Source organism: Paenibacillus sp. RUD330 (genome assembly GCF_002243345.2).
In the GTDB taxonomy this organism is placed as follows: domain Bacteria; phylum Bacillota; class Bacilli; order Paenibacillales; family Paenibacillaceae; genus Paenibacillus_O.
This window is the reverse complement of record NZ_CP022655.2, coordinates 5,451,378-5,473,548: the sequence shown is the minus strand read 5'-3', so window position 1 is coordinate 5,473,548 and position 22,171 is coordinate 5,451,378. Positions and strand designations below refer to the sequence as shown.

The 22,171-nt window shown below is 54.5% G+C and carries 25 protein-coding genes; 17 read left to right on the top strand and 8 right to left on the bottom strand.

The genetic code is table 11. The features are described from left to right. Positions 1–2: 2 nt before the first annotated feature. From CIC07_RS24735 to CIC07_RS24725, 3 genes are all read left to right on the top strand, one after another. Complete coding sequence (locus CIC07_RS24735; protein ID WP_076357261.1) at positions 3–572, top strand: dihydrofolate reductase family protein; 570 nt, start codon at positions 3–5, stop codon at positions 570–572. Positions 573–974: 402 nt separating this feature from the next. After that, positions 975–1,922, top strand: a complete 948-nt coding sequence (locus CIC07_RS24730) for a helix-turn-helix transcriptional regulator (RefSeq protein WP_076357263.1) — start codon at positions 975–977, stop codon at positions 1,920–1,922. 64 nt (positions 1,923–1,986) lie between these two features. Next, positions 1,987–2,583: a DinB family protein gene (locus tag CIC07_RS24725; RefSeq protein WP_076357265.1), complete on the top strand. Its 597-nt coding sequence runs from the start codon at positions 1,987–1,989 to the stop codon at positions 2,581–2,583. Between the two features lie 90 nt (positions 2,584–2,673). On the opposite strand, the gene CIC07_RS24720 is transcribed toward CIC07_RS24725, so the two are convergent. After that, positions 2,674–3,147: an SRPBCC family protein gene (locus tag CIC07_RS24720; RefSeq protein ID WP_076357267.1), complete on the bottom strand. Its 474-nt coding sequence runs from the start codon at positions 3,145–3,147 to the stop codon at positions 2,674–2,676. A 135-nt stretch (positions 3,148–3,282) separates the two neighbouring features. On the opposite strand from CIC07_RS24720, the gene CIC07_RS24715 reads away from it, so the two are divergent. Continuing rightward, a complete protein-coding gene (locus CIC07_RS24715) occupies positions 3,283–3,699 on the top strand; it encodes a winged helix-turn-helix transcriptional regulator (RefSeq protein WP_076357269.1) in 417 nt (138 codons plus the stop codon). A gap of 496 nt (positions 3,700–4,195) precedes the next feature. Then, entirely contained in the window at positions 4,196–5,116 is a 921-nt protein-coding gene (locus CIC07_RS24710; protein ID WP_175619191.1) for a GNAT family N-acetyltransferase, read from the top strand. 231 nt (positions 5,117–5,347) lie between these two features. Here CIC07_RS24710 and CIC07_RS24705 read toward each other — a convergent pair whose 3' ends face one another. After that, positions 5,348–6,307 carry a helix-turn-helix transcriptional regulator gene (locus CIC07_RS24705; RefSeq protein WP_076357271.1) on the bottom strand — a complete coding sequence of 320 codons (960 nt, stop codon included), beginning with the start codon at positions 6,305–6,307 and terminating at the stop codon, positions 5,348–5,350. Between the two features lie 107 nt (positions 6,308–6,414). Here CIC07_RS24705 and CIC07_RS24700 point away from each other — a divergent pair, with 107 nt between their 5' ends. Both CIC07_RS24700 and CIC07_RS24695 read left to right on the top strand, forming a co-directional pair. After that, positions 6,415–6,894, top strand: coding sequence for a GyrI-like domain-containing protein (locus tag CIC07_RS24700; protein WP_076357998.1), 480 nt, complete (start codon positions 6,415–6,417; stop codon positions 6,892–6,894). A gap of 24 nt (positions 6,895–6,918) precedes the next feature. Further along, the gene (locus CIC07_RS24695) at positions 6,919–7,386 is read left to right on the top strand and encodes a DUF8821 family protein (protein WP_076357273.1); all 468 of its coding nucleotides are present in this window, start codon (positions 6,919–6,921) and stop codon (positions 7,384–7,386) included. 104 nt (positions 7,387–7,490) lie between these two features. Here the strand turns inward: CIC07_RS24695 and CIC07_RS24690 are convergent, their stop codons facing one another. Together CIC07_RS24690 and CIC07_RS24685 are read right to left on the bottom strand one after the other, a co-directional pair. Then, positions 7,491–8,312, bottom strand: a complete 822-nt coding sequence (locus tag CIC07_RS24690) for a haloalkane dehalogenase (protein WP_234992950.1) — start codon at positions 8,310–8,312, stop codon at positions 7,491–7,493. 162 nt (positions 8,313–8,474) lie between these two features. Continuing rightward, complete coding sequence (locus CIC07_RS24685) at positions 8,475–9,068, bottom strand: TetR/AcrR family transcriptional regulator (RefSeq protein ID WP_076357277.1); 594 nt, start codon at positions 9,066–9,068, stop codon at positions 8,475–8,477. Between the two features lie 289 nt (positions 9,069–9,357). On the opposite strand from CIC07_RS24685, the gene CIC07_RS24680 reads away from it, so the two are divergent. Beyond that, positions 9,358–9,789, top strand: coding sequence for a VOC family protein (locus CIC07_RS24680; RefSeq protein WP_076357279.1), 432 nt, complete (start codon positions 9,358–9,360; stop codon positions 9,787–9,789). Positions 9,790–10,128: 339 nt separating this feature from the next. Here CIC07_RS24680 and CIC07_RS24675 read toward each other — a convergent pair whose 3' ends face one another. After that, entirely contained in the window at positions 10,129–11,223 is a 1,095-nt protein-coding gene (locus tag CIC07_RS24675) for an MBL fold metallo-hydrolase (protein ID WP_076357281.1), read from the bottom strand. A gap of 434 nt (positions 11,224–11,657) precedes the next feature. Between CIC07_RS24675 and CIC07_RS24670 the strand changes: the two genes are divergently transcribed. From CIC07_RS24670 to CIC07_RS24655, 4 genes are all read left to right on the top strand, one after another. Further along, complete coding sequence (locus CIC07_RS24670) at positions 11,658–12,320, top strand: MgtC/SapB family protein (RefSeq protein WP_076357283.1); 663 nt, start codon at positions 11,658–11,660, stop codon at positions 12,318–12,320. A gap of 120 nt (positions 12,321–12,440) precedes the next feature. Continuing rightward, entirely contained in the window at positions 12,441–12,929 is a 489-nt protein-coding gene (locus CIC07_RS24665) for a MerR family transcriptional regulator (RefSeq protein WP_076357285.1), read from the top strand. 12 nt (positions 12,930–12,941) lie between these two features. Then, positions 12,942–13,385: an SRPBCC family protein gene (locus CIC07_RS24660; RefSeq protein WP_076357287.1), complete on the top strand. Its 444-nt coding sequence runs from the start codon at positions 12,942–12,944 to the stop codon at positions 13,383–13,385. 120 nt (positions 13,386–13,505) lie between these two features. Further along, a complete protein-coding gene (locus CIC07_RS24655; RefSeq protein WP_076357289.1) occupies positions 13,506–14,084 on the top strand; it encodes a TMEM175 family protein in 579 nt (192 codons plus the stop codon). Between the two features lie 238 nt (positions 14,085–14,322). On the opposite strand, the gene CIC07_RS24650 is transcribed toward CIC07_RS24655, so the two are convergent. After that, positions 14,323–15,306: a nucleoside hydrolase gene (locus CIC07_RS24650; protein ID WP_076357291.1), complete on the bottom strand. Its 984-nt coding sequence runs from the start codon at positions 15,304–15,306 to the stop codon at positions 14,323–14,325. Positions 15,307–15,498: 192 nt separating this feature from the next. On the opposite strand from CIC07_RS24650, the gene CIC07_RS24645 reads away from it, so the two are divergent. After that, positions 15,499–16,020, top strand: coding sequence for a TetR/AcrR family transcriptional regulator (locus CIC07_RS24645; protein WP_076357293.1), 522 nt, complete (start codon positions 15,499–15,501; stop codon positions 16,018–16,020). Positions 16,021–16,129: 109 nt separating this feature from the next. Beyond that, entirely contained in the window at positions 16,130–17,140 is a 1,011-nt protein-coding gene (locus CIC07_RS24640) for an SDR family NAD(P)-dependent oxidoreductase (protein ID WP_076357295.1), read from the top strand. A 105-nt stretch (positions 17,141–17,245) separates the two neighbouring features. Here the strand turns inward: CIC07_RS24640 and CIC07_RS24635 are convergent, their stop codons facing one another. Further along, positions 17,246–17,812, bottom strand: coding sequence for a TetR/AcrR family transcriptional regulator (locus tag CIC07_RS24635; protein ID WP_076357297.1), 567 nt, complete (start codon positions 17,810–17,812; stop codon positions 17,246–17,248). Between the two features lie 187 nt (positions 17,813–17,999). On the opposite strand from CIC07_RS24635, the gene lpdA reads away from it, so the two are divergent. The 3 genes from lpdA to CIC07_RS24620 all read left to right on the top strand — a co-directional run bounded on the left by lpdA (position 18,000) and on the right by CIC07_RS24620 (position 21,196). Continuing rightward, positions 18,000–19,442 (top strand): dihydrolipoyl dehydrogenase, encoded by a 1,443-nt coding sequence (gene lpdA, locus CIC07_RS24630; protein ID WP_076357299.1) that lies wholly within the window; start codon positions 18,000–18,002, stop codon positions 19,440–19,442. A 106-nt stretch (positions 19,443–19,548) separates the two neighbouring features. After that, positions 19,549–20,064 (top strand): biotin/lipoyl-containing protein, encoded by a 516-nt coding sequence (locus CIC07_RS24625; protein WP_234992951.1) that lies wholly within the window; start codon positions 19,549–19,551, stop codon positions 20,062–20,064. Then, complete coding sequence (locus CIC07_RS24620) at positions 20,048–21,196, top strand: ABC transporter permease (protein WP_076357303.1); 1,149 nt, start codon at positions 20,048–20,050, stop codon at positions 21,194–21,196. Before CIC07_RS24625 ends, CIC07_RS24620 begins: the two co-directional genes overlap by 17 nt. Positions 21,197–21,284: 88 nt before the next feature. Here CIC07_RS24620 and CIC07_RS24615 read toward each other — a convergent pair whose 3' ends face one another. Beyond that, on the bottom strand, positions 21,285–22,142 hold the full coding sequence (locus CIC07_RS24615; RefSeq protein ID WP_076357305.1) for a hypothetical protein: 858 nt from the start codon (positions 22,140–22,142) through the stop codon (positions 21,285–21,287). Positions 22,143–22,171: the final 29 nt, after the last annotated feature.

The window sequence follows — 22,171 nt, the reverse complement described above, 5'->3', positions numbered from 1 at the left end:
TCATGAGAAAACTCGTATTGTTCATGCATGTATCGCTGGACGGGTATGCGTCGGATTCGAACGGGGGACTAGATTGGATTCCCTATAACGAAGAGATGGAGAAGTACGCCGAGGAGGTCGTAGCCGAAGTGGGCTCTCCTGTATATGGACGAACGACGTATCGGATGATGGAGAGCCACTGGCCCATGGTGCTGGACCATCCGAATGCGTCGATGCACGATAGGGAGCATGCCAAATGGGTGCAGGATGTTAAGAAGATCGTCATTTCCGGCACGATGGACAAGGCGGAGTGGAACAATACGATGCTGATCAAGGACAATATCGCTGAGCAAATCAAGGCGCTCAAGGAGGAGCCGGGAAAAAATCTCGTTATCTTCGGCAGCCCGGGAGCTGCGAAGACGCTGCTTGAGCTCGGCCTGATCGACGAGCTTCTATTGACGATTTGTCCGGTCGTCCTCGGAGGCGGAACTTCGGTTTTCCACGGCGGCGTCGAGAAAATCAGGCTCAAGCTGCAGTCCAGCCGGACGTTCAAGTCGGGCATCATCGCGACCCGCTATGAATTGGAGAAGTAGTCCCTTACAAGGTGCTCCGCTCTAACCGGGAACGATTGCCTAAAATACTAGACTGCAGCCGGCTAAAAAGCGTGGCTGCAGTCTTTATTTAGCTATAGGGCAGGTTTATTCCTATATATGATATAGCATTTCGTCGGGCATATGCTTCAAAAGGAGTCTTCCCAGATAAATCGCCTCATCCACTAGACCCTTGCGACGCGAAACCGCTCCCGCAAGCACCTCCCGACCGTTTCCACAAGCTGCATAAATAACTTCCAGTAAGGTGTCCAAGCGCTAGGCAATTGCAGAAGCTTCAGGATGCCATTTCCGCGTCAACATCTGACAGAATTCCACTTGCAGACAAACCTCCGAGATAGCGATATAGTAGACAAAAGCAGGGCAGGACAAAGGATGTGGGCAGCAATGAACAAAACCGATCGGATGTTGGCGATCGTCATTGAGCTGCAGCGCAAGGGAGTGCTGCGAGCCGAGGATCTGGCCGGCCGGTTCGAGACGAGCGTCCGTACGATTTACCGCGACATGCAAGCGCTTAGCGAAATGGGCGTTCCGGTGGCAGGTGCGACGGGCGTAGGCTACTCCCTGATGGGGGGTTACTTTCTTCCCCCCGTGAGCTTCACGGCGGAGGAAGCGACAGCGCTGCTCGTCGGGGCGGACTTCGTGGAACTGAGGCTGGACGCGGAGTACGGCTCGAGCGCCCGCAGCTCGCAGGAGAAGATCGAGGCCATCTTGCCGGAGAATGTACTCGAGGAAACGGCCCGGCTGCGGTCGGCGATCCGGCTGCTGAGCGATAGAACGGCCCGAACACTCGGGAAGGAGAAGGAGACGTTCGAGCAGCTGCGACGGGCGATTGTGCAGAAGCGCAAGATTCATTTCCACTATTCAAAAAACCTGCCGGGACCGGATGGAAGTCGCCACAGTGAGCGTACGGCTGACCCTTACGGTCTCGTTTTTTCTCAGGGGACGTGGATGCTTGTCGCGTTCTGCGGACTAAGGGGCGACATTCGCCACTTTCGGCTGTCCCGCATGAATGAGCTCATCGTACTTGAAGCCTCTTTTGAAGTCCTTCCCGGCTTCAGCCTTCAGGACCGGCGGCCTGCGGACGACCGGAACGTTATCGTACGGATGCGGGTCGATCCGGCTGTCGCGGACCTGGTTCAGGGAGCGGACAACTTCTATATGGAAACGTTCGAGCCGCGGGAGGAAGGCTGGCTGGCGACGTTCCGCGTCCGGCGGATCGAGGACCTGCTTCAGTGGACGCTCGGCTGGGGAGCAGCGGTGCACGTTCTCGAGCCGGAATCGCTGCGGGATCGAATGCGCGCAGAAATCGAAAACATGCGGAAGAGGTACTGACACACTTGTGTCAGGAGCCATGTTGTATGCTTGAGCCAACTCAGTTCAAAGGAGTGGTTCGGCAGTGGATACAAAGGAAACGTTGCGCAAGTTCGAGGACACCGTGAATGGATATATTCAGGAATTGGAGAACTTCAGTCTCGAGCAGCTGTTATGGAAGCCTGCGGCAGCGGAATGGTCGCTTGGTCAGATGCATATGCATCTGATCCGCTCCGCGCAGTTTATGCATTTGCGGAATGTAGAGCTGTGCCTTGCGCCGAATGGCGATCCGGAAGGTTCTCCTACAGGCAAGACACAGCAGGGGGAGGCAATGTTCAAGGCGGGAAGCTTTCCGGCAGAGCGCATTCAGGTTCCCCCATCGCCTCAGTACACGCCGCCGCAGCCGGAAAGCAAGGAGCAAATCGTTGACGGGCTGCGCGATACGGTGAGTCGGATGACCGGAATCGAGCCGATGGTGGCGGCGGCTTTTGATCCGGTTGCCCAAGACCTGTCGGAGCCCGGCAAGGGGACAGCATTCGAGCGTGTGCAGAATACGGTTGTTCACCCGCGCCTCGGCGGCTTGAATGCGCTCGAATGGTTCCAACTGATCGAGATGCACTACCGCCATCATCTGCTGCAGAAGAAGCGGCTGGTCGACGCTTGGAGGCAAGCGCATGCATGAGGTTGTGCAAAGACGGGCTCATTCCCGCCCGTTGTTTTCGCCGATAGATGACAAAGAGCGGGGCTTCTGACTAGGTTCGGGAGGGTGTCTTTAAGAGTTTTCCAAGCGGTGTCTGGTAACAATTTGTTCGTTTTGGTTGGGCTTGCCTTTCCCCTTCGCAATTAAGTCGCGTAGGCTGCCATTTATGTAGGTGCCCCAGGAGTCTGAACAGACAGAGTAGCATTCGTAAGAGGGAACGAGGCCTACATGGGTAAAGCGAACTTCTGTTTTGCCTTCCCCTTTGATGATGTCAAAGACAATGTCTGTACCCGTCCACTCGCTCTTGTCCTCTACGAAGTTGAAGTAGTTGTCCACGATGTGCCAAACTACCTTTTCATTTGGGGCGAGTTCTGTGATATTGATGGTGCTGCGGTGAATGTCTCGGTAATGGTACTTGAATTGGCCGATTTGGTCGGTTCTGCCTTCAACTTCTTCTGACCACCATCCGCGGACGTTGAGGATAGCGGCAAAAACTTCTTCGGGGCTTTGGTCTACCGTAAAAGAAAGGCGCAAATTTTGATCCATTTCAGGATTCCCCTCTCGGTATTTGTGATCTTTCAAGTCGAGTATAGAATTTGTACTTGTAAAATGCAAGTACATAGTTGAAATCATGCTCGCCGCCAACTTGCAGAATGCAAGTACAGTTCGTATAATTAGGTTATGAAAAAGCGAGCTTCCACAGTTTGTCCAATCGTATATGCGCTCGATATATGGGGAGACCCATGGAGCCTTGTCATACTTCGTGACGTCCTCATTCACAACAAGCGGCATTATCGCGAGTTTCTTGCTTCACGCGAGCATATCTCAACCAATATTTTGAGCGCACGGCTCCAATCCCTCGTTGAAGCAGGCCTTCTCGTCAAGATTGAAGGCGAGTCCAACCGTGCCCAAACGATGTACCGGCCGACACAAAAGGCACTTGATCTATTCCCGGTCGTATTTGCCATGATGCACTGGGGCCTTAAATACAATCCCAATACCGATATGAGCATTCCGATCATGCAGGAACTAACAACAGACGAAAAAGGGCTGGAGCAGCGCCTTTTGAGTCATTTCGACGATATTCATTCCTATTAATTCATTTTGAGGGCAAGGAAATGTCGCTTACAGAGAAAGCTATCATATCGTAATTGGAGTGATAAGAATCGCAACAACGCGCCGAATCCGGTATCCTCGTTGCGGCTTGTCGGATTGTTTAGCTTTTTCCATCGCAAGCTCTTTCGTTTTGCAGAAGGGGAGTTGCTCATTGTAGTCAAGGAGGAGACGCCATATGAGCTCTATTCTTAAGGTGATATCCGCCACGGGCACTCCGCTGCGAAGAGCAAGTTTGTATACCTCTGAGCTGAATGACTCTGGAACATCTTCTAGATTCGAGACGTTCTTGAAGGGGATCAATCGATTCGGCCTATGATCGATCTGGAGAGAATCATTTCATTTTATGACATCCAGGATGCTTTCAGCGCAATGGTTTGGTATAAAAACAGAGGCAGTGATTTTCTTCAGGAAAATATTCTTACTGGACGGAAATCGGTGGGTTATTGAGCATCACAACCGGATCAGAGGAGGGTACATAATGAAGCCAATCCGTAACCCGTGGTTGAAGCTCAGAGAAGGAATCGGCCAAGAAGACTACGACTTGATCAACAGCCTCCAGGAACGTTGCATCCGCGTAGATGAGACGGCGCTGAAGCTCGAGCTGGACTACAAGCTTGGTGTACATTCAGGGAGGGATTCCAGCGGAATCCGCCAGATCAATGAATTCATGTACTTCGACGGACATGAGTTGATCGGCTATATGGGAATTTGCGGGTTCGGGGGCGCAGGAGCTCCGCTCGAGGTGAATGGAATGGTGCACCCCGAATACAGGCTTCAGGGTGTATTTGGGACACTTGGCAGGCTGGTTATGGCAGAGCGGGGACGCCGATCCCGACCGATGCTTCTCTTGAGCGAACGCAAGTCAGAAGCCGGGCAAGCCTTCATCCGGGGAACTGGAGCAACATACCATCACTCGGAGCATGAAATGTTTCTTCGTGGCAATCAGCCGGAGACGCACCCTAATTTAGAGCGCATTATAATTCGGAAGGCGACGAATGCCGATGCGTGGGAGATTCACAGGCAGAATGCGATCTATTTTGGAGACCACCCAGGGGAAGAGGAGAAAAGCGGACTGGCGGAAGGGATGATCCTGCCTGAAGAGGAAGAGAAGAGGGGCATGACGGTCTATCTTGCGGAAGTCGGCCAGCAGATCATCGGGAAAGTCCATACCCAGCTGTCGCCCGGCATTGGAGGCATCTACGGTCTGGGCGTTCTGCCCGAGCATCGTGGCAAGGGATATGGAAGAGCGGTTCTCTTGAAGGCGATAGAGAAGCTGAAGGAAGCGAACGCAGGGGACATTATGCTGCAAGTGGCCGTGGAAAACGCCAATGCGCTCCGGCTTTATCAATCCTGCGGTTTTGTTGAGACCTCGACGATGGATTATTATGAGCTGAAATGATCCTCTTCACAAATGGCCGACCTGATTCGGCTCCTTGCGGGCGAAAGGTGCAGTCGCCGTACTCAAGCAACCGGGCATCGTCGGCGGCAAAGGCGCAAATGAGTTTGATCCCTCCGACGATCGGACGACAAAGGAGCTGCCGCGGCAGCTCCTTTCGCCATTTCAAACGAATCGGGAGGTCGTTGATGGAGCCGTATGCGCAGCGGGCTGGGCTGCACGGTCGAGGATGCGTTACCGGATCACATCCAATCTCCCCTGCAGGCCCTCCACGACTTCTTTCGGTATTTCCCTGGCCTTGATATCTTCACCCAAGAAAAGCAGCCAATTGGTGAATTCATCCATTTCGTCCGGATGATGAACATGGATGAACGTTTTCAAAATAGCCGTCGTTTGATAAGGATTCGTGTATGAAAGGGTCACTTTCAATGGATGATACTTTTTGAACTGGGCAATCGCCTTGGGACCAAGCTCGAGGATGAGATTGACGGCTTCTGCCTGCTTGCTCAGTTGGTCGGCGATCTTCTTCCTGCTGATTCTCTTTTTTTCGGGGTACGTTTTGACATCGGTGAGATTGTCGACAGAAATGATCCTCCTCCTTTCCTCTTCAAGGTCGAAGCCTTCGATCTGCCAAGAGCTTTTTTCACGATACAGGCGGATGAGATAGATGGGATAAGACTGTATTACTCCTCCTTCTTCGACCGATACTACTAAGTAGCTGTCTGCGAGCAGGGTTTGGATAAGTTGCTCCAACATCGGATGGGGCAGATCGGATAGATCAAGCAGGTCAGGATTGTGGGGGTTGGTGCCTTCGAAGAGCAGCAGTTGATTCAACCGAACAAGATCATCCTGCTGGTTTTCGGAGATGAGGCCGAGCAGTTTTTCCGCCAAGGAATGGCGGCTCTTGAGATAAGGGAGCTGCAGATTCCGCGTGGCCATGAAGGCGATAAAAAGAGCTTTAATCTCATTGTCGGTAAAGCGGACAGCGGGCAGGACGGAGTTGTGCATCACAAAATAACCCCCGTCTCTCCCGACCTCGGCGACTAGCGGCATTCCCATCGCTTCAATTTCCCTGATATCCCGAATCGCCGTCGAACGGGAGATGTCGAACTCGCGCATGATTTCCGAAATCGTAAAATGAGCGCGGTTGTTGATGTACCGCATGATGATGTTGATCCGTTCTATTTTTTTCATCGGGCCCTCTAAACAGGTTCATATTTTGACATGATTTATGATTATTATAAACCCATCAAGTCCATTAGCAAATCAATGGATCCATTCAAAAAAAGGGAGCTGGGATGATGGCTGCGCATGCTTTTGAGGAAAAAGACGGTTTTATCGTGCTTGGGATTGGAACAGAGCTGAAGAGCGATTACACGGACTATGCCGGCATCAACAAGGAGAAGGAAAGCTTTTGGCGGGCAGTGGAGCAGGATGGAAGGCTGGACACGTTAAAGGCAATTGCGGCGAACGACTATATTTTTGCCGTCAACGAAGCGGTGAATCACAAGATGATGCATTATGCCGGCGTCATGACGGATTCATCGGTGCCCGAAGAACACAGAGTGATCCAATTTCCCAAGGGACACTATCTCGTCGTTAAAGGCGAAGGGAAGACGGCTGATGAGTTGAGCGGCACCCTCACCGGCATTGCCTTTGGCCAGGTCTTGCCGGCAGCCGATCAGTACGCCTATGTCGGCGGACCTAATGCAACGGTTGAGATGGGGCGGCGAGATGGCGTGGTATATGGAGAAATGTGGATTCCGGTTGTGAAGAAGTAAACAAGACCAAAGGAGGAATGCGGAATGTCCCCTATCGTTGATTTCAAAAACGTGTCCACGGCTGGTTTGGAATCCTCGCCGGTTGCAGAAGCGCTTGCGGGATTGCGCGCCAATGAAGCCCGCTACTTCATGAATAAATACAAGCACGAATTCACGGTCGTGTCAGCCGGCGACAGCCAGGAGACGCTTGATTACGTGAGGCGGGTCTTGAAAGAAGAGCGAGGGATCGAGTTTGCGGCCAAGCCTCTGGAAACCTCGCGTTTTCAAGTGGAAAACATCAAATGGGCCTTCGTCTTTTATGAGGATGGCCTGGCGATCAACGTCATGTATACGGTGGATGATCCTAAGAAGCGGGCCGTCGGATTCAAGCTGTCCGAGGGGATGGAAGTACCCCGGGAGCTGGAGGAGAAGAAGTTCAAATTTGCCAGACAGAAGTCCAAGCTGGCCGGGACCATACGTGGCACGTTCTTCGTCATTAAAGGAGAATACTGAGCCATCGATGCCCCTTGGAAGGGATCGGCTTGCCTGGCGGATCCGAACATGGCGGCAAGCCTAACTAAAGACAGGGCCATCCGCTTCAGGATGGCCCTTGACGGCTAGGTTAAATTCTTCAGCCAGGCAGCAAGCGCCTCGCCAATTACATGAGGCGAATCTTCCTGGGGATAATGAAGTCCGCGGACGGTGATCTCCGTTTGCATGGGCCAGGTACGGCAGAACTCAACATGAGATGCCGGCATCGTGCCGGGATCGCAGTTGACGAAGAGCTTCGGGACCGAGCTCAGCGCCATCCACTCTCCGTATGCGGCGACGATGTCGGTCACATCTGCCGGATCTCCATCAAACGGAAGCTGTCGAGGCCAGGTCAACGTCGGGCGGCGTCCTTCGCCAGGCAGCAAGAAGGGACGGCGATATTCCGTCATCTCCTCCTCCGTCAACTTGCGCAGAATGCCGATTGGAAGGTTGGTCTCGATAAAAGAGTTCTGTTCCAACACCATCTGCTCTCCTTTGTCGGATCGTAATGCCTGGAAAATAGCTCGCCCCCTTTCCGGGAGCTCGCTCCAACGGCGAGGTTTTATAATTCCCTCCATATAGACGATTCCTTTAACGGCTTCCGGATGGCGATACGCCCAATCGAATCCCAGGGCCGACCCCCAATCATGCACAACAAAAGTGACCCGCTTGCGAATGCCAAGCTGATCCAAAAAGGCATCGAGATATCGACGATTCTCTACAAAGGTGTAAGAGCTGGAGCCGCTGAGGGGAATTTTGTCGGAATCGCCCATGCCTATGAGGTCAGGAGCAAGGCAACGGCCGAAATCTTGAGCATAAGGAAGAATTTCACGCCAGAGATAAGAGGAAGTGGGGTTGCCATGCAGGAAAACAATCGGATCGCCGCTTCCTTCGTCCACGTAGGCCATCTCTAGACCAAGCACTCGTTGACGCTTTTTTTCGTACGGAAAAGACGGACTCCTCATTGCGAATCTCACCTTTCATGTTTGGATGGTATGTGAAGATTTGCATGAATGAATGCAAGCACATACTTTCATTATTCGTTTGAAAAAAGCTCCATTCGGAGCTGCTCAAGCATTAGGGCTTAGAGCCTTGGCAAATAGGTGGACGCTCTCTTCAATAAATTCGTCCCGTGCAGCTTCCGAGACCGCTTCCTTGGCATTCAGTGTACTGATGAAAGCCCCGTAATTCATCCACATGAACGATAAGGCTTGGATTTCTGGATTGGAGGATGCCGCCTTGCCTTCGGATGACATTTTCGTCAGATAATCCGCGAGCAGATTTTTCAGCTGCTTCGGATTGCGCGAAGCTTCTTGGAGAACAGAGTCAGGCAGGGTATGGCTTCCTTTGAGTGCGATTGAAATCAGGTTTCTGTTCCGGTTCATAAGGCTATGATACGTTCGGCTAAGTGTAAGCAGATCCTCGTACAAATTTCCCTTAAGTCCCTCGCTGAAAAGCTTAGTCATTTCATTGCCATAGTGAAACTGGCTGAAAGCAGCCTCAAGCAGCTTTTCTTTCGTTCCAAAATGCCGGAATAGGGTGACCTCGTTCACCCCGGCAGCTAACGCGATCTCTCTGGTCGTGGTGCCGTCGTAACCTTTTTCCGCCATGAGGGTTATGGCGGCCAGCAATATTTTTTCGCTTGTCGTTGGATGAGCGCTCATGAGTCTACTCCTTAATGCAAGTGCTTGCTTTCATTCATTCTAAATAGAGTGTAATAAATTGTCAATACTCTTTCCGGGATAGGATTCGTGAGAAAGCCCAAAAAAGATGAAAACGCTCCTGACATAACGCTGTCAGCAGCGTTTTTATATAATCGGAATATCAAGCCGGAATTCGCGGCAGGCGTTAGCTCCGCCTGAATGTGAGGGAGGCACAGTGTTAGGATCTGATCCAGCTAATCCGTGAAACAGGCCGCCCTATCTTTTTTTATTGCAGGAAGGATGATAGCTTGTGAATTTCGCTTCTGTACGCATCATTACCAACGACGTGGATCGTCTCGCCGGGTTTTATGAAAAAGTCCTTGGCGTTTCGGCGGAGCGCCCAGCGCCTGTATTTGCCGAGCTCGTCCTGCCGTCATGCACCTTGGCCATCGGCCACTCCCAGACGGCGCAGCTGTTCGGCGCCGGTTCCGTAGTTGCAGCCGATAACCGCAGTGTCATCCTCGAGTTCCGCGTCGACCATGTCGATGCCGAATACGCGCGCTTGAAACCATTTGTCGAACAATGGGTACAGGAACCGACGACGATGCCATGGGGGAACCGTTCGATCCTGTTCCGCGATCCCGACGGCAACCTGGTCAATCTCTTCGAGCCGGAGACCGAGGAGGCGATCAAGCGGTTCAGTGGACGGCAGGCTTTCTCCCAGCGTCCCAAGCTAGATTGAGCCCTGCAATTCCACCCTTAAAGCAGGTCTTCTCCTTGTTGGGGGAAGACCTGTAAGCCTGGTATCCAGCCTGCTTCCATTCGATCATGAAGCAGGCTCTTTTTGTCGTGATGAACAAGTACAAGCATGAGTTAGTGGTCGTGCCAGCCTGCGAAAGCCGGGAAGCCCTTGTATGTCCATCCCGTTCAAAGCTTTGGATTACTCAGCAATTCCAAGTAACACCTTTTAAATATTTTCCAAAAAGGACCCCTTGGGGGCTATTTGACAGACGGAATGAGCGCCAGTCAAAAAGGGCCGCCAGTCCGACTTCTCCTGATAGGGCTCAAGCCGTCCGGCCCGCTATTTCCACCAAGCCGCCGTCATCTCTTCGGGTGCGCCGACGGCCAGAGTCTGTCCGAGCCTAGGAGTTGCGATCGCGACTCCCTCTCGGCGTGCCGCTGCAACGACTCGATCGATGGGATCGGTCCATGGATGCAGCGCTAACGTAAACGCGCCCCAGTGAATCGGAATCAGCAGATTCGCCTGCACATCAAGATGGGCTTGAACCGTCTGCTCCGGCATCATATGAATGGCCTCCCAGCTTGCATCGTACTGGCCGCATTCCATCAAAGCGACGTCGAAAGGTCCATGCCGGTCGCCGATTTCCTTGAAGTGGGGGCCGTAACCGCTGTCTCCGCTGCAGAAGACGCTCGCGTGCCGGCCCTTCACGACCCACGAGCACCAGAGGGTCGCATTCGAATCCACTCCGCGCCTGCCCGAGAAATGCCGCGCCGGCGTGCAAGCAAGCTGCAATCCTCCCAGATCGGCGCCATCCCACCAGCCAAGCTCCTCGATCTTGTCGGGATCGACACCCCATCGGATCAAATGAGTCCGTACGCCGAGCGGTACGAAGAAGCGGCCGACCTTGTCCTTGATCCGCTTCACCGTGCCGTAGTCGAGATGATCGTAGTGATCATGGGTAATCAAGACGGCGTCCAGCGGCGGCAGCTGCCCGGCATCCAGCGGCGGCTGGCCGCTGAACCGCTTGCCGCCGATTGGCGGAAAGGGCGACGGCGCGCGGCCTAGCATCGGATCGACCAAGATCGTCTGCCCCTCTATGCGAAGCAGGAACGTCGAATGTCCGAACCAGATGATGCTCGTCCCCTCGGAGCCCGCGAATGCGCCCGGATCCACCTTGTCGGCCGAGAGAACCGCTGCGGGCCGGCGATTGTTCCCGCCTTTGAGGTATTCCTTCGCCACGGCAACCATAGTGGCAGGACCGGCCGCCATGGGGGTATCAATGAGGTTGTGGAACCGACGGCCCGAATATAAAGCTTCTTTTGATGCGAACTTCAAGCGCTCCTCGCGGGATACCCGTCCGCCTAACGCCGGATAGATTAGAAACGTTACATAAACAACCGCAATGACTCCAACAATAATGAGCAACCACGTCAAGCTGCATCCCGCCTTCGCTCCAGCATTCTTCAGTCGAACGGCAAAAGATTCGTCAGCGAATCCTGCGGCTCGCCTCTGCTCCTCCAAGTGCCCTGCTATCGACACCGGACTCTCTTCCGGTTCCGGATTGTTTGCAACCGCCCCGTTTTTGAACGGCTCTATTCATCATAACGTGTCCGGCGAGAATTTGCGAAGCGGGCTTTCTGCGCCTGTTCCTGATAGGTCGAACCGTTTGGTTTCACAACAGCCTTCAAGCGCCATCCGGCCTTGCGCAGCATGCTCTTCCAGAGACGTTTGCTCGGACAGGGCTGGTTTCGCTTGCAACGCCAGCTGGAGGAAAAGGCTGATTTCTACAAAAACAGTTCAGGAGTATGGTATCTTCTAATGAATACCATTCGGATCCCAATGACGATGGGGGGACAAGGAGGAGTTTCATGGAGTACGGATTTCTCTTGCGGGTTGTATTGGCCGGCGTTTGCGGAGCGTTTATCGGGTACGAGCGGAAAAACAGAATGAAAGAAGCGGGAATCAGAACTCATTTTGTCGTTGCTGTCGGAGCGGCTCTTATGGTCTTGATATCCAAATACGGCTTTGGAGACGTGATCGGCAAAAATGGCATCGCCCTCGATCCGTCGCGAATCGCGGCTCAAGTCGTCAGCGGGGTCGGCTTTCTCGGAGCCGGCATGATCTTCATGCAGCGGCAGACGGTGAAGGGCTTGACGACAGCTGCGGGAATATGGTCGACTGCCGGCATAGGCATGGCCATTGGCGCCGGTCTTTACATCGTGGGCGCCGGTACGACTATTCTTATTTTGATCGCTCAGAAATTGTTGCACAGCAAAATAAAGGTGTTGAAAACACCGAGAACGGAACAGCTGACGATCCGATTGAATAATGAAATCGGCGCGATGGACTCTGTTCAGAGCTTCCTGAACGAAAAAGAGATCACGGTTTTGCATTTTCATACCGAGAAGGTGAAGGAATCGTCTGAACTCCTGCTGGAAATGACCCTCAAGCTGCCTGGAAACTGCGATGCGGAGCAACTGCTGCCTCTAATCCAGCAAAGCCCATTTGTTACCGATGTCGAGTTTCAATGAATCTTCCGCGCCGAAAAAGTTCTTGGCAGAATGCCGATGTTTCCGCTTGCACCTTACGCTGCGTCATGTTGCACAATAAAGATACCGGTAGAAAGCTAGCGCCAAAGAATGGAGAGGGGAATGAAGAGACAGTGGAAGACCGGAGACCTCGCCAATCTGACGGGTCTTACGGTTCGAACCTTGCGGTATTACGACCAGATCGGATTGTTCTCTCCATCGGGGCAGACGGAATCCGGCCACCGGCTGTACAATGAAGCGGATCTGTCATATTTGCACCAGATCTTATCGCTCAAGGAGCTGGGGCTGTCTCTGGAGGAGATCAAGTCCGCTCTCGGCGGCGGGTGGATCAGTCCGCTTGAGATCGTCCAGCTGCAGATCGGCCGGATCAAAGAGCAGATCCAAATGCAGCAGAAACGATTAGAGCTTCTGGGACATGTATCCAAGCTTATGCAAGGCAAGGCGCCACTAACGGTTGAAGACTTCACAAGCCTTCTGCAAGCGATGAAGACGGGATTTGAGAAGCCCGTCCTCGAGCGGCAGATGAGCTGGGAGCGGAATCTGGATCAGTTGGGAGACTTTCTTGCCGAGAAGCAGAGTGACGAAACCTAAGGAGGAAGATCAATGAACGAACGATTTGTGAAGCATGCGACCTTTGTCGTCGAGAGGACTTATGCCGCGTCGCCGGAGCGGGTGTATCAGGCTTGGTCGGACCCGGTTGCGAAAGCCGGATGGTTCTCCAAGCCGGACATCTTCGATTTTCGGGTTGGCGGGCGAGAGTACAGCAGGGGCGGGCCGCCGGAAGGGCCGATCTTCACCTTCGATGCGAGCTACCAGGAATTGATTCCGGAGCAGCGCATCGTGTATACCTACACCATGGATTCGAATGATATACGGATCTCCGTCTCGATGACGACGGTCGAGCTTATCGAGGTGGATGGCGGCACCAAGCTGATCTTCACCGAGCAAGGCGCGTTTCTTGACGGACACGATACGCCGGAAATACGGGAACACGGGACAACCATCATGCTGGACGCTTTGGGCAAGGTACTCGAAGGAGAGGCGTAAGCATTTTGTACGGCCAGCCTAGCTGCGGCTGGAAATCCAGCCGCCATCAAGGCAGGCTGATCGGGAGCATCGCTTTCGAGAAGAGTTGAACGAGCGCGGAAGCGAGAAAAGGTGAGGCGAATGAGAGCGAATCGGATGGAAGCATTCAGCGATGGCGTGCTGGCCATTATCATTACCATTATGGTGCTGGAATTCAAAGTGCCGGAGAGCCACGACTGGCATGCGTTGATCGGGCTCGGCCCGAAAATTCTCAGCTACATCTTCAGTTTTGTGTATGTCGGCATCTACTGGAACAATCATCATCATCTGCTGCACATGGTTCGTACGATGAACGGGCGGCTGATGTGGCTGAACCTGCTGCTTCTCTTCTGGCTATCCCTTATTCCGTTCACGACAGCCTGGATGGGAGAAAGCCATTTTGCAGCGACTCCGACAGCTCTGTACGGGATTATTCTACTGCTGGCGGCGCTCTCCTACTGGCTTCTTCAGCGCGCAATCATGAACCAGCATGCCGGCGATTCCTCCTTTGTCATGCAGATGGGCAAAGACTGGAAAGGCAAGCTATCTCCGCTGCTCTACTTGCTCGCGGTCTTGACCGCATATGCGAGCCCTTGGATATCCGGCTTTTTTTTCGTGCTCGTCGCGGTGATCTGGTTCGTGCCGGATAAGCGTATCGAGCAGGCTTTGGGAGACCGCTGAGCGACGCTGTTCAATTCTTGCTTGCCAATCGAGCTCTTTGCTTTGGACGATGCAAGGAATGCCAAAATCGCCGTTCGATTCCTTTGGGGAATCGGACGGCGATTTTTAGGTTCGCAGCGGAGCGGTTCGAGGCTTCAACCGCTGATTCGGCCGCATCTTTTTCTTTCGAATCGGCTCGCAAGCGAACTCTGGTAACGGTGCGGACTTTTCAAAAAGGATGTCCGTCCGTCGATAACAGCTACACGAATTCTCGATAGTCGCCGCTGAGCATCGCCGTCAGCATGCGGTAGAACAAGTCGTAATCGGCTTCCAGGCATACCTCGGCGCTCGTTCTTTCGCCGCCGCTCCAAGCGGGCGTGTTCTCGGGAGCAGGCCTCGTGTCGACGGCGCTGAAGCCGCGGTTGCTCTCGCTATGGCACTCGATCTCCACATGGCAGCGCTGCGAGCGGAGCATCAGCTCCGGCCGGATGCACATGGCGATCGTGACCGAATCGGGATGGGTCACGCCGTTCAAACCGTTCGCGAGGTTGAAGGCGAGCGCTTTGCGGTTGACTTGGCGATAGAAGCGGGCGATCGGCGTATCGATGCGCTCGAGCTTGGCCAGATCCTCGCCGCCGACAAGGGCGTAGCGGCAGCAGATGTCCCATCCGATCATGACGATGGGGAAGCCAGCCTGGAACACCATTTGGGCCGCATCCGGGTCGACGTAGAAATTGAATTCCGCCGTTGCCGTGATATTGCCCCGGAAGTGGCAGGAGCCGCCCATGACCCATACTTTTTTGATCTTGCGGACAATGGATGGATCCAGCATGTAGGCTACGGCGAGGTTGGTCAGCGGGCCGTGAGCGACCAGCTCCAGCTCTCCCGGGTATTCGTTGACCAGCCGGACGATGGCGTTCGCCGCATGCTCGTCCCCCGCCTTGAGCGAGGGAGGCGGGAATCCGGATTCTCCCATGCCGTCCGAGCCGTGAACGTAAGCTGCCTGCACCAGAGGGCGGAGCAGGGGCCGATCGCAGCCTTGGAAGACGGGCACCTGTCCGCCCTTCCCCGCCCGCTCCACGGTTGTCAGCGCATTGAGGGTGCATTGGCCGACGGGAATATTGCCCATTACCGTCGTGATGGCTTCTACTTTCACGCCTGGCCAAAGCATGCCGAACAGCAGGGAGGTGACGTCGTCGCCGGCCGTGTCGGTGTCGATAATCAAGCGGAGATTGCTATTCATGGGTCGGTATCGTTCCTTCCTTGAATCAGATAAGCTTGTCCTTGGATTCCACTAAGTATACGGCGTCCCTTCAAGCCGATACAAGCGGCGAAGACTTTCCGGGCGGCCTGTTCTTCGTTTGTTCCCGGCATGAATTGCTGGTACACTTTGATTGTGATTGATTCATCACTTTTATTGAAAGGAAGTTCTGGCATGGCAAAAAACGAATCCGTATCGGCCAATCGGCGATCGGACATCATATCGGCGGCAATCGAGGTTTTCGCGGAAGCGGGGTATTACAGGACGACGACGGCGCAGGTCGCCCAGCGGGCAGGCATTTCCCAGCCTTATGTGTTCCGCTTTTTCGCGACCAAGGAGGCGCTGCTGCTCGCTGCGCTGGAGGCTTCCTGGGAACGGGTGGCGGAATCGTTCCGGCAGGTGATCGCTTCCTCGACCGGCGAGAGGCTGGAAAGGGAACTGATCTCCGCGTACGAGCGGATTCTTTCGTCCCACCGACAGGAGACGCTCCTTCAGATGCAGGCTCAGACGATGCTGGAGGAGCCGATCCGGACGGCGATGAAGGCAGGACTCGGAGAAGTCCGCCGCTTGGTGCAGGATTCGTTCCGGGCGGCGGGGATTCCGGATCCGGAAGATCGAACGATGCTTTTTCTGGCCCGGGGAATGCTTTGCAACGTATCCATGGCTTTGAATATGCCGGAACTGATGAAGGGCTGAGCGATCAGCCCTTCCTTCTCAAAAAGTTGTGATTGACCAATCACTAACAAAGCGATATAGTGAATTCAAAAGTTAGTGATTGATCAATCACATTTAAGGAGGAAATGACATGAACAAAGCCATTGTCATCGGAGCTACTGGAGGAACGGGTGCGGCAGTCACGGAGGAGCTGCTCCGGAGGGGGATCCCGGTCATTGCCTTTGGCCGTTCACTCCGCAAGCTGAGCCGCTTGGCGGAGGAGCTCGGCAATCCCGCCGCACTGACGCTGGCGACGGGAGACGCCTTCTCTGCCGATGAGGTTGAAGCCGCGTCGAAGGAAGCCGATGTCCTCTTCCATTGCGCCAACGTTCCCTACCAGGACATGGCCGAGCGCTTGCTTCCGCTGGGGGAGGCCGTCATGGAGGCGGCGAATCGGCTGCGTCTGAAGATCGTCGTCATGGACGGGATTTACCCTTACGGGAAGAGGCAGGCCGAATGGGTGAACGAATCCCATCCCAAGGAGCCTCATACCCGCAAAGGGCGGATCAGGCTGAAGTATGGGCAAATGGTATTCGACCGGCGGTGGGGACATGCCCGTCCCTTGATCGTCCGGCTGCCGGACTATTACGGACCGTCTGCGAATCAAGCTTCCTACCTGGGCTCTACGATGGAAGCCGTCGCGGCCGGAAAGCCGGCCATGTTCATTGGAAACATGCATGTGCCCCGCGAATACGTGTATTTGCCGGATGCGGCCAGAATGACCGTAGAGCTCGCACTGAGGGACGATGCCTATGGAGAGGAATGGAACCTGCCTGGCGCGGGAGAAATAACGGGCGCTGAGATCGTCCGCATCGCCAGACTGGCGAGCGGCGTATCCAAGCCTGTGATTCCGCTCGGCCGGGTCGGCCTGTCCTTGCTGGGACTCTTCGTGCCGGCCATGAAGGAAGTGGTGGAGATGCTCTACCTGACCAAGGAGCCGCTGCGTCTCAGCGGGGAAAAGTATGCGAGACGAATCGGTCCGATCGCGGCCACGAGTTACGAGGAAGGCATTACGGCTACGATAGGCAGGCTCAAAGGAGCAGGCTCTTCGCCAAAACCTAACGGTGCGCGAATGGAAGTATCACCAGGTAATCCGAAGTAATTCTTGCTCTAGCGACGCAGGTTGCCCGTAAGCAGCCCCTTCCTGGATGGAAGGGGCTTTCTTTTGAAGCATGCGCCGGATAATCTGGAGAGCCCGATCGCCATGCTAGACCTTCATCGATCTCTTGGCCTGCTCCTTGCTTGCCTCGAGCAGGCTGTCGCTGAGTTTGCGGTCCGCGACGGATCGAGCCAGCAGCAGCGCTCCGACCATCGTACTGAGCAATGCGCCGCTTGCAGCGGCGTCTATTTTTGCCGTACGGGAAATAAAGCCGATCATTCGTTCCAGCTCGCGGGTGTACACCTGCCGAACCTCCTCGGAGGAACGGGATATTTCACTGGACAAGGCAGGCAGGATGCAGCCCATCTCTGTTCGGTCACGATGATATGGGCTTAAGTAGTAATCAATGACCGCATCGATTTTGTGTTCTTCCTTTTCCCGGTCAGCGGCTTGCTGCAGCAGCGCAATCGTGTCATCGATGGCATACCGGCAGGCTTCGGCGACCAATTGCTCCTTGTTGTCGAAATGCGTATAGAATCCTCCATGAGTCAATCCGGCTCCTCTCATGATGAAAGGGACGCTGATGTCGCGGATTCCATTCGTACGAAAAGCTTGAGCGGCGCTTTCGATGATCTTGCCTCTGACTTTCAGTTTATGGCCTTCGGGATAAGGCATCTCCATCACTCCGAAACGTATCGATTTTAAAATATTATAATGATCATAATTAGAGGAGTCAATTCTGCTTTTGGCGACGATCGGGGATGGAAAGGAAATAAGGCCATTGACCGTTCTAAAATATGATGATTATAATATATTATGTTCATCATATTTTGGGGGCGCATTTATTTGGAGGTGCTAGGCAATGAGAAAGCTTGAAGCGGTTGATGCGTTGGTCATAGGGTCGGGTCCGGGAGGGTATGAGGCTGCACGGAGATGTGCGCAGCTGGGAATGAAGACGTCGATCGTCGAGCGTGCCCAGCTGGGCGGAGTCTGCACTCATGTCGGCTGCATTCCTTCCAAAGCATTGATTGCGGAAGCGCACCGCTACGCGTCCAGCAGGCACTGGGGCCAGATAGAGGGCTCGGCTTTCTTCTCGAATGCTCAAGCATTCAAGCAAGGTGTCGTGACGAAGCAGGCCGGAGGAGTCCGCTATCTGTTGAATGCGGCAGGAGTGCAGATTCTGGAAGGAGAGGCCGGCTTTATCGACGAGCATACAGCGGCCGTCAAGCAAACAGGGACAGATCGGGTGATTTCATTCAAACACGCCATACTGGCAACGGGCTCCCGTCCGATCGAGCTCCCGGCCTTGCCGTTCGGCGGCCGTATTTTGTCTTCCTCCGAAGCGCTGTCGCTCTCTCATATTCCAACCCGTCTGGTTGTCATTGGCGGAGGATACATCGGCGTGGAGCTCGGACAGATGTATGCCAACTTCGGAACGAAGGTGACGATGCTGGAGGCAGGGGAACGAGTATTGCCGGGATTCGAGGCGGAGCTTGCCGCTCCTGTAATCCGGCAGCTGCAAGCCGACGGCATCACGATCCTGACAGAGGCGACAGCCGTAAAGGCAGAGCAGACAGCGGATGGCCTCACTCTACATTATTTGAAAAACGGGGAGCTTCATCGGATTGACGCGGAGCATGTGCTCGTGACGGTAGGCAGAAAGCCGAATACAGACGGGAGCCTGGGGTTGGAGCGCATCAAGTTGCCCCTGACAAGCAAGGGACAGCTTGAAACCGACGGCCAGTGCAGAACGGCTATCCCGCATATTTTTGCGATCGGCGACGTTGCCAAGGGACCTTCGCTCGCCCATAAAGCTTCCTATGAAGCTAAGGTAGCCGCAGAAGCCATCGCAGGCAAGCCTTCTGCAGTCGACTACAAAGCGATTCCGCTGGTCGTCTTTTCCGAGCCGGAGCTAGCCAGCGTCGGGCTCGGCGAAGCGGATGCGCGGGCAGCGGCTATTCCGGTTGTCATCGGCAAGTCCTCCTTCGGCATCAACGGCCGAGCATTGGCGCTCCAGGCGCCGGAAGGGTTCGTCAAATTGATCGCAGATCCTTCGTCGGGAATCGTAAGGGGAGCGCAAATCGTAGGCGCAGAAGCGTCGACGCTCATATCGGAGCTTGCCCTGGCCATCGAGATGGGGGCGACCGTCGAGGATCTGGCTATGACCATCCATCCCCATCCCACTTTGGGAGAGGTGATCATGGAGGCAGCCGAGAACGCCGTTCGCAAGCTTGCGATGGACAGCAACAAAGAGCAGCACGCTAGGGAGCGCTCATGGAGAGGGGGAGGGCAGCATGAAGCTTAGATTGGGGCTGTATATTGGAATTGCCGTTGCGGTCATTGCCGGAGGCGCGCTTCTTGCTGCAGCGGGCAAGGATGCCGTCAGTCAGGCGGAGAGCCGAAAACAAGGCGTGCTTGAAGCGGAGCAAAAGACGGTCGTATATGACAAGACCTCGGGAAAAATCGTTCATATCCATGCGTTCGCCGGCGATGCTATCAAGCAGGGCGACATTCTGTTCCAGGTCAAGTCAGCCGAAGGAGCCGAAGTGGATATGCTATCTCCGGAGGATGGACTCATGAGCAGAATCCTGATAAACGCGGGAGATGAGCTGGCGCCGGGCATGCCGGTTGCTGTCGTGCAAAGGAGCGCTTATTATGCGGATCTCTATGTGCAGGAAGGAGAAATTCAGAAGCTTAAGGTCGATAAAAGCGTGAAGGTCCATTTTCCCTATTTAAAGCGTCCTGTTGAGGGAGATGGCGTTGTCGCTTCGATCTCGGCCGCACCTCAGTTCGCCAGCATGCGCATGACGCGTGAGAAAGGGCAGGCTGACCTGAGCATGTTCCTTGTCCGGATATCCATACGTGCAGACTCCGGCCTTCTTCCGGGCATGACTGCGGAGGTGGACCTTGATGAAATCGCTGATTGAGGAATGGAAATACGCGGCGGGGAGCAAGTTCCTGCTTGCGGTTTTCATCGGCCCGCTGATCGCAGCTTTGTTTTTTGGGCTAATGTTTTCCCAAAATCAAATCAGTGAATCCCCGGTTGTTGTAATTGACGAGGATCACAGCGCTTATTCGCGGCAGCTGATCTCCACGATAAACGCGTCCCCATACATGAAGGTCGCGGCTGTACGGGCAAGCCGCATGAATCCCGAGGTTTTGCTTGCCAACGAGCAGGCGGTGGCGGTCATCATGCTGCCGGATCGACTGGAGCAGCACAAGCTGCAAGGGAAGTCCTCGACGATCGGAATTCTCATGGACAATACCATGCCCACAGGGCTTACGGGGATCCGCACCGCGATTCAAGAAATTCTGGCAACGGAGAATACGGCTCTTGCCGTGACACGGCTCGCTCAGGGCGGAATGGATGCGGAGACGGCCAAGGGGCTCTTGTCCCCCTTGTCTCTCCATCAGCGGATGCTGTTCAATCCGACGACAAGTTATGCCGGCACGATGGTTCTTGGATTCGTGAATATCATTGTGCTCATGATCACAACGAATGCGGCCGGATCGATCGCCCCTCGGCTTCGCAAGGAAGGAAAGCTGCTTGCGGACGGCGCCTCGCCTGTCCAGCTCTGGGTTCGCAGCGTGCCTTACGCGGCATTGACCGCATGCTCCTTGATTTTGAGCTATGGTCTATTGAAGCAATTTGGGAATATGCGTTTTGAAGCGGAGCTCCATCTCTTTATGATTCCCTTGCTCGTCTATTCCTTTGCCCTGTCTCTTATGGGGATGCTGATCGGTTATACGGCCAAGGATGCGTCCAAAGTCGGGTCAAGAACGAGTCTTGTCGTCTATCCCTCGTTTCTAGCTACGGGAGTTCAGCTGAGCCCGCTGGCGTTCCCTGTATTCTTCCAGGTGACCGCATGGGCGCTGCCGATGAACGGGCTGAACCGCGCCATTCGCGGCATGGCATTCCGGCATGGTTCGATTGCCGCATACAGCATGGAGATCGGAGCACTCGTGGTCATTATCGGCATCGTCTCCTTGCTCATCGGAATGCTGATGTTCCGTGAAGCGGGCAAGCTGGACGCTTCCGTGGAGCCGCCTGCGCATTGAGATGCGAGGGGGATATCGGTCAGCGCTGATGCGGGATACGGCGCTCGAGACAGCTGTTTAGGCTGCACGCCGTTGTTCTCGCTGCCCATTACCGAAGGGACTTCTCGCTGCCCAACGTCCGCACAAAAGCTTCTATATTGCCTGTGATGAAATCAGGCTGCTCAAATCCGGCATTGGCGATGACGGCTTTGATATCGTGGACAAACTCAGCCATGCCGGCCGTAGAGGCCTTCCCGAACCTGCCCGCCTCGGCGATATCCCCGGTCTGCTGGCCTGCCGCTTGCCGGTATTCCTGCATCCAATCCTTGCGGGCCGAAACGGTCCTGGCGAACGATTGCAGAATGCTGTTCCAGTCTTTTCCGCCGGCTATCGCTTCTTGCAGCTTGTCCAGCGTTTTCGGCTCGAATTTCTTCATCATATAAGCCAAATCGATATAGTCGTCCGGAGCTCCAACAGGCCTTTGCGGCGGCGTTTCATAACGGATTTCATTCGTATCAGGGTCTGCGGTTCGGGTTTTGGCAATCGCTCCGATTTGACGGATGGTCTGCATGAATTCAACCGCATCGTTCCCCTTCATGTAGTTGTCCGCCATATACTTGGCTTGCGCAAGGCCTAATTCGGACAAAGCCGCCCGCTCCTCTTCCCCGGACACGTCTGTAATGAAATTGGATTGAATGATGCCGTATGCGGCCTCCTTCACCTCTGGGGGCTGACCGTCGAGCAGGCGATTCAGCGAATCGTTGATTTGGGCGGTTCCAAAGTAGATCGCCGAATGATTCACCAGATCGGATGCCGCCAGCTCTCTGGCAGCCGGGCTGATCGCCACGGTATCCGTGTCATGCGGCAGTTCGGGCATCGTGCCTGCGACCAAGGCCGGCTTGTCGGCAGGCTGCTTGGAATTCAGGTATATATTCACGTCATGCTGGCTCGAGCTGTAGATCTTCATCCGAAATGCACCCCTATCCCGATGGTTGG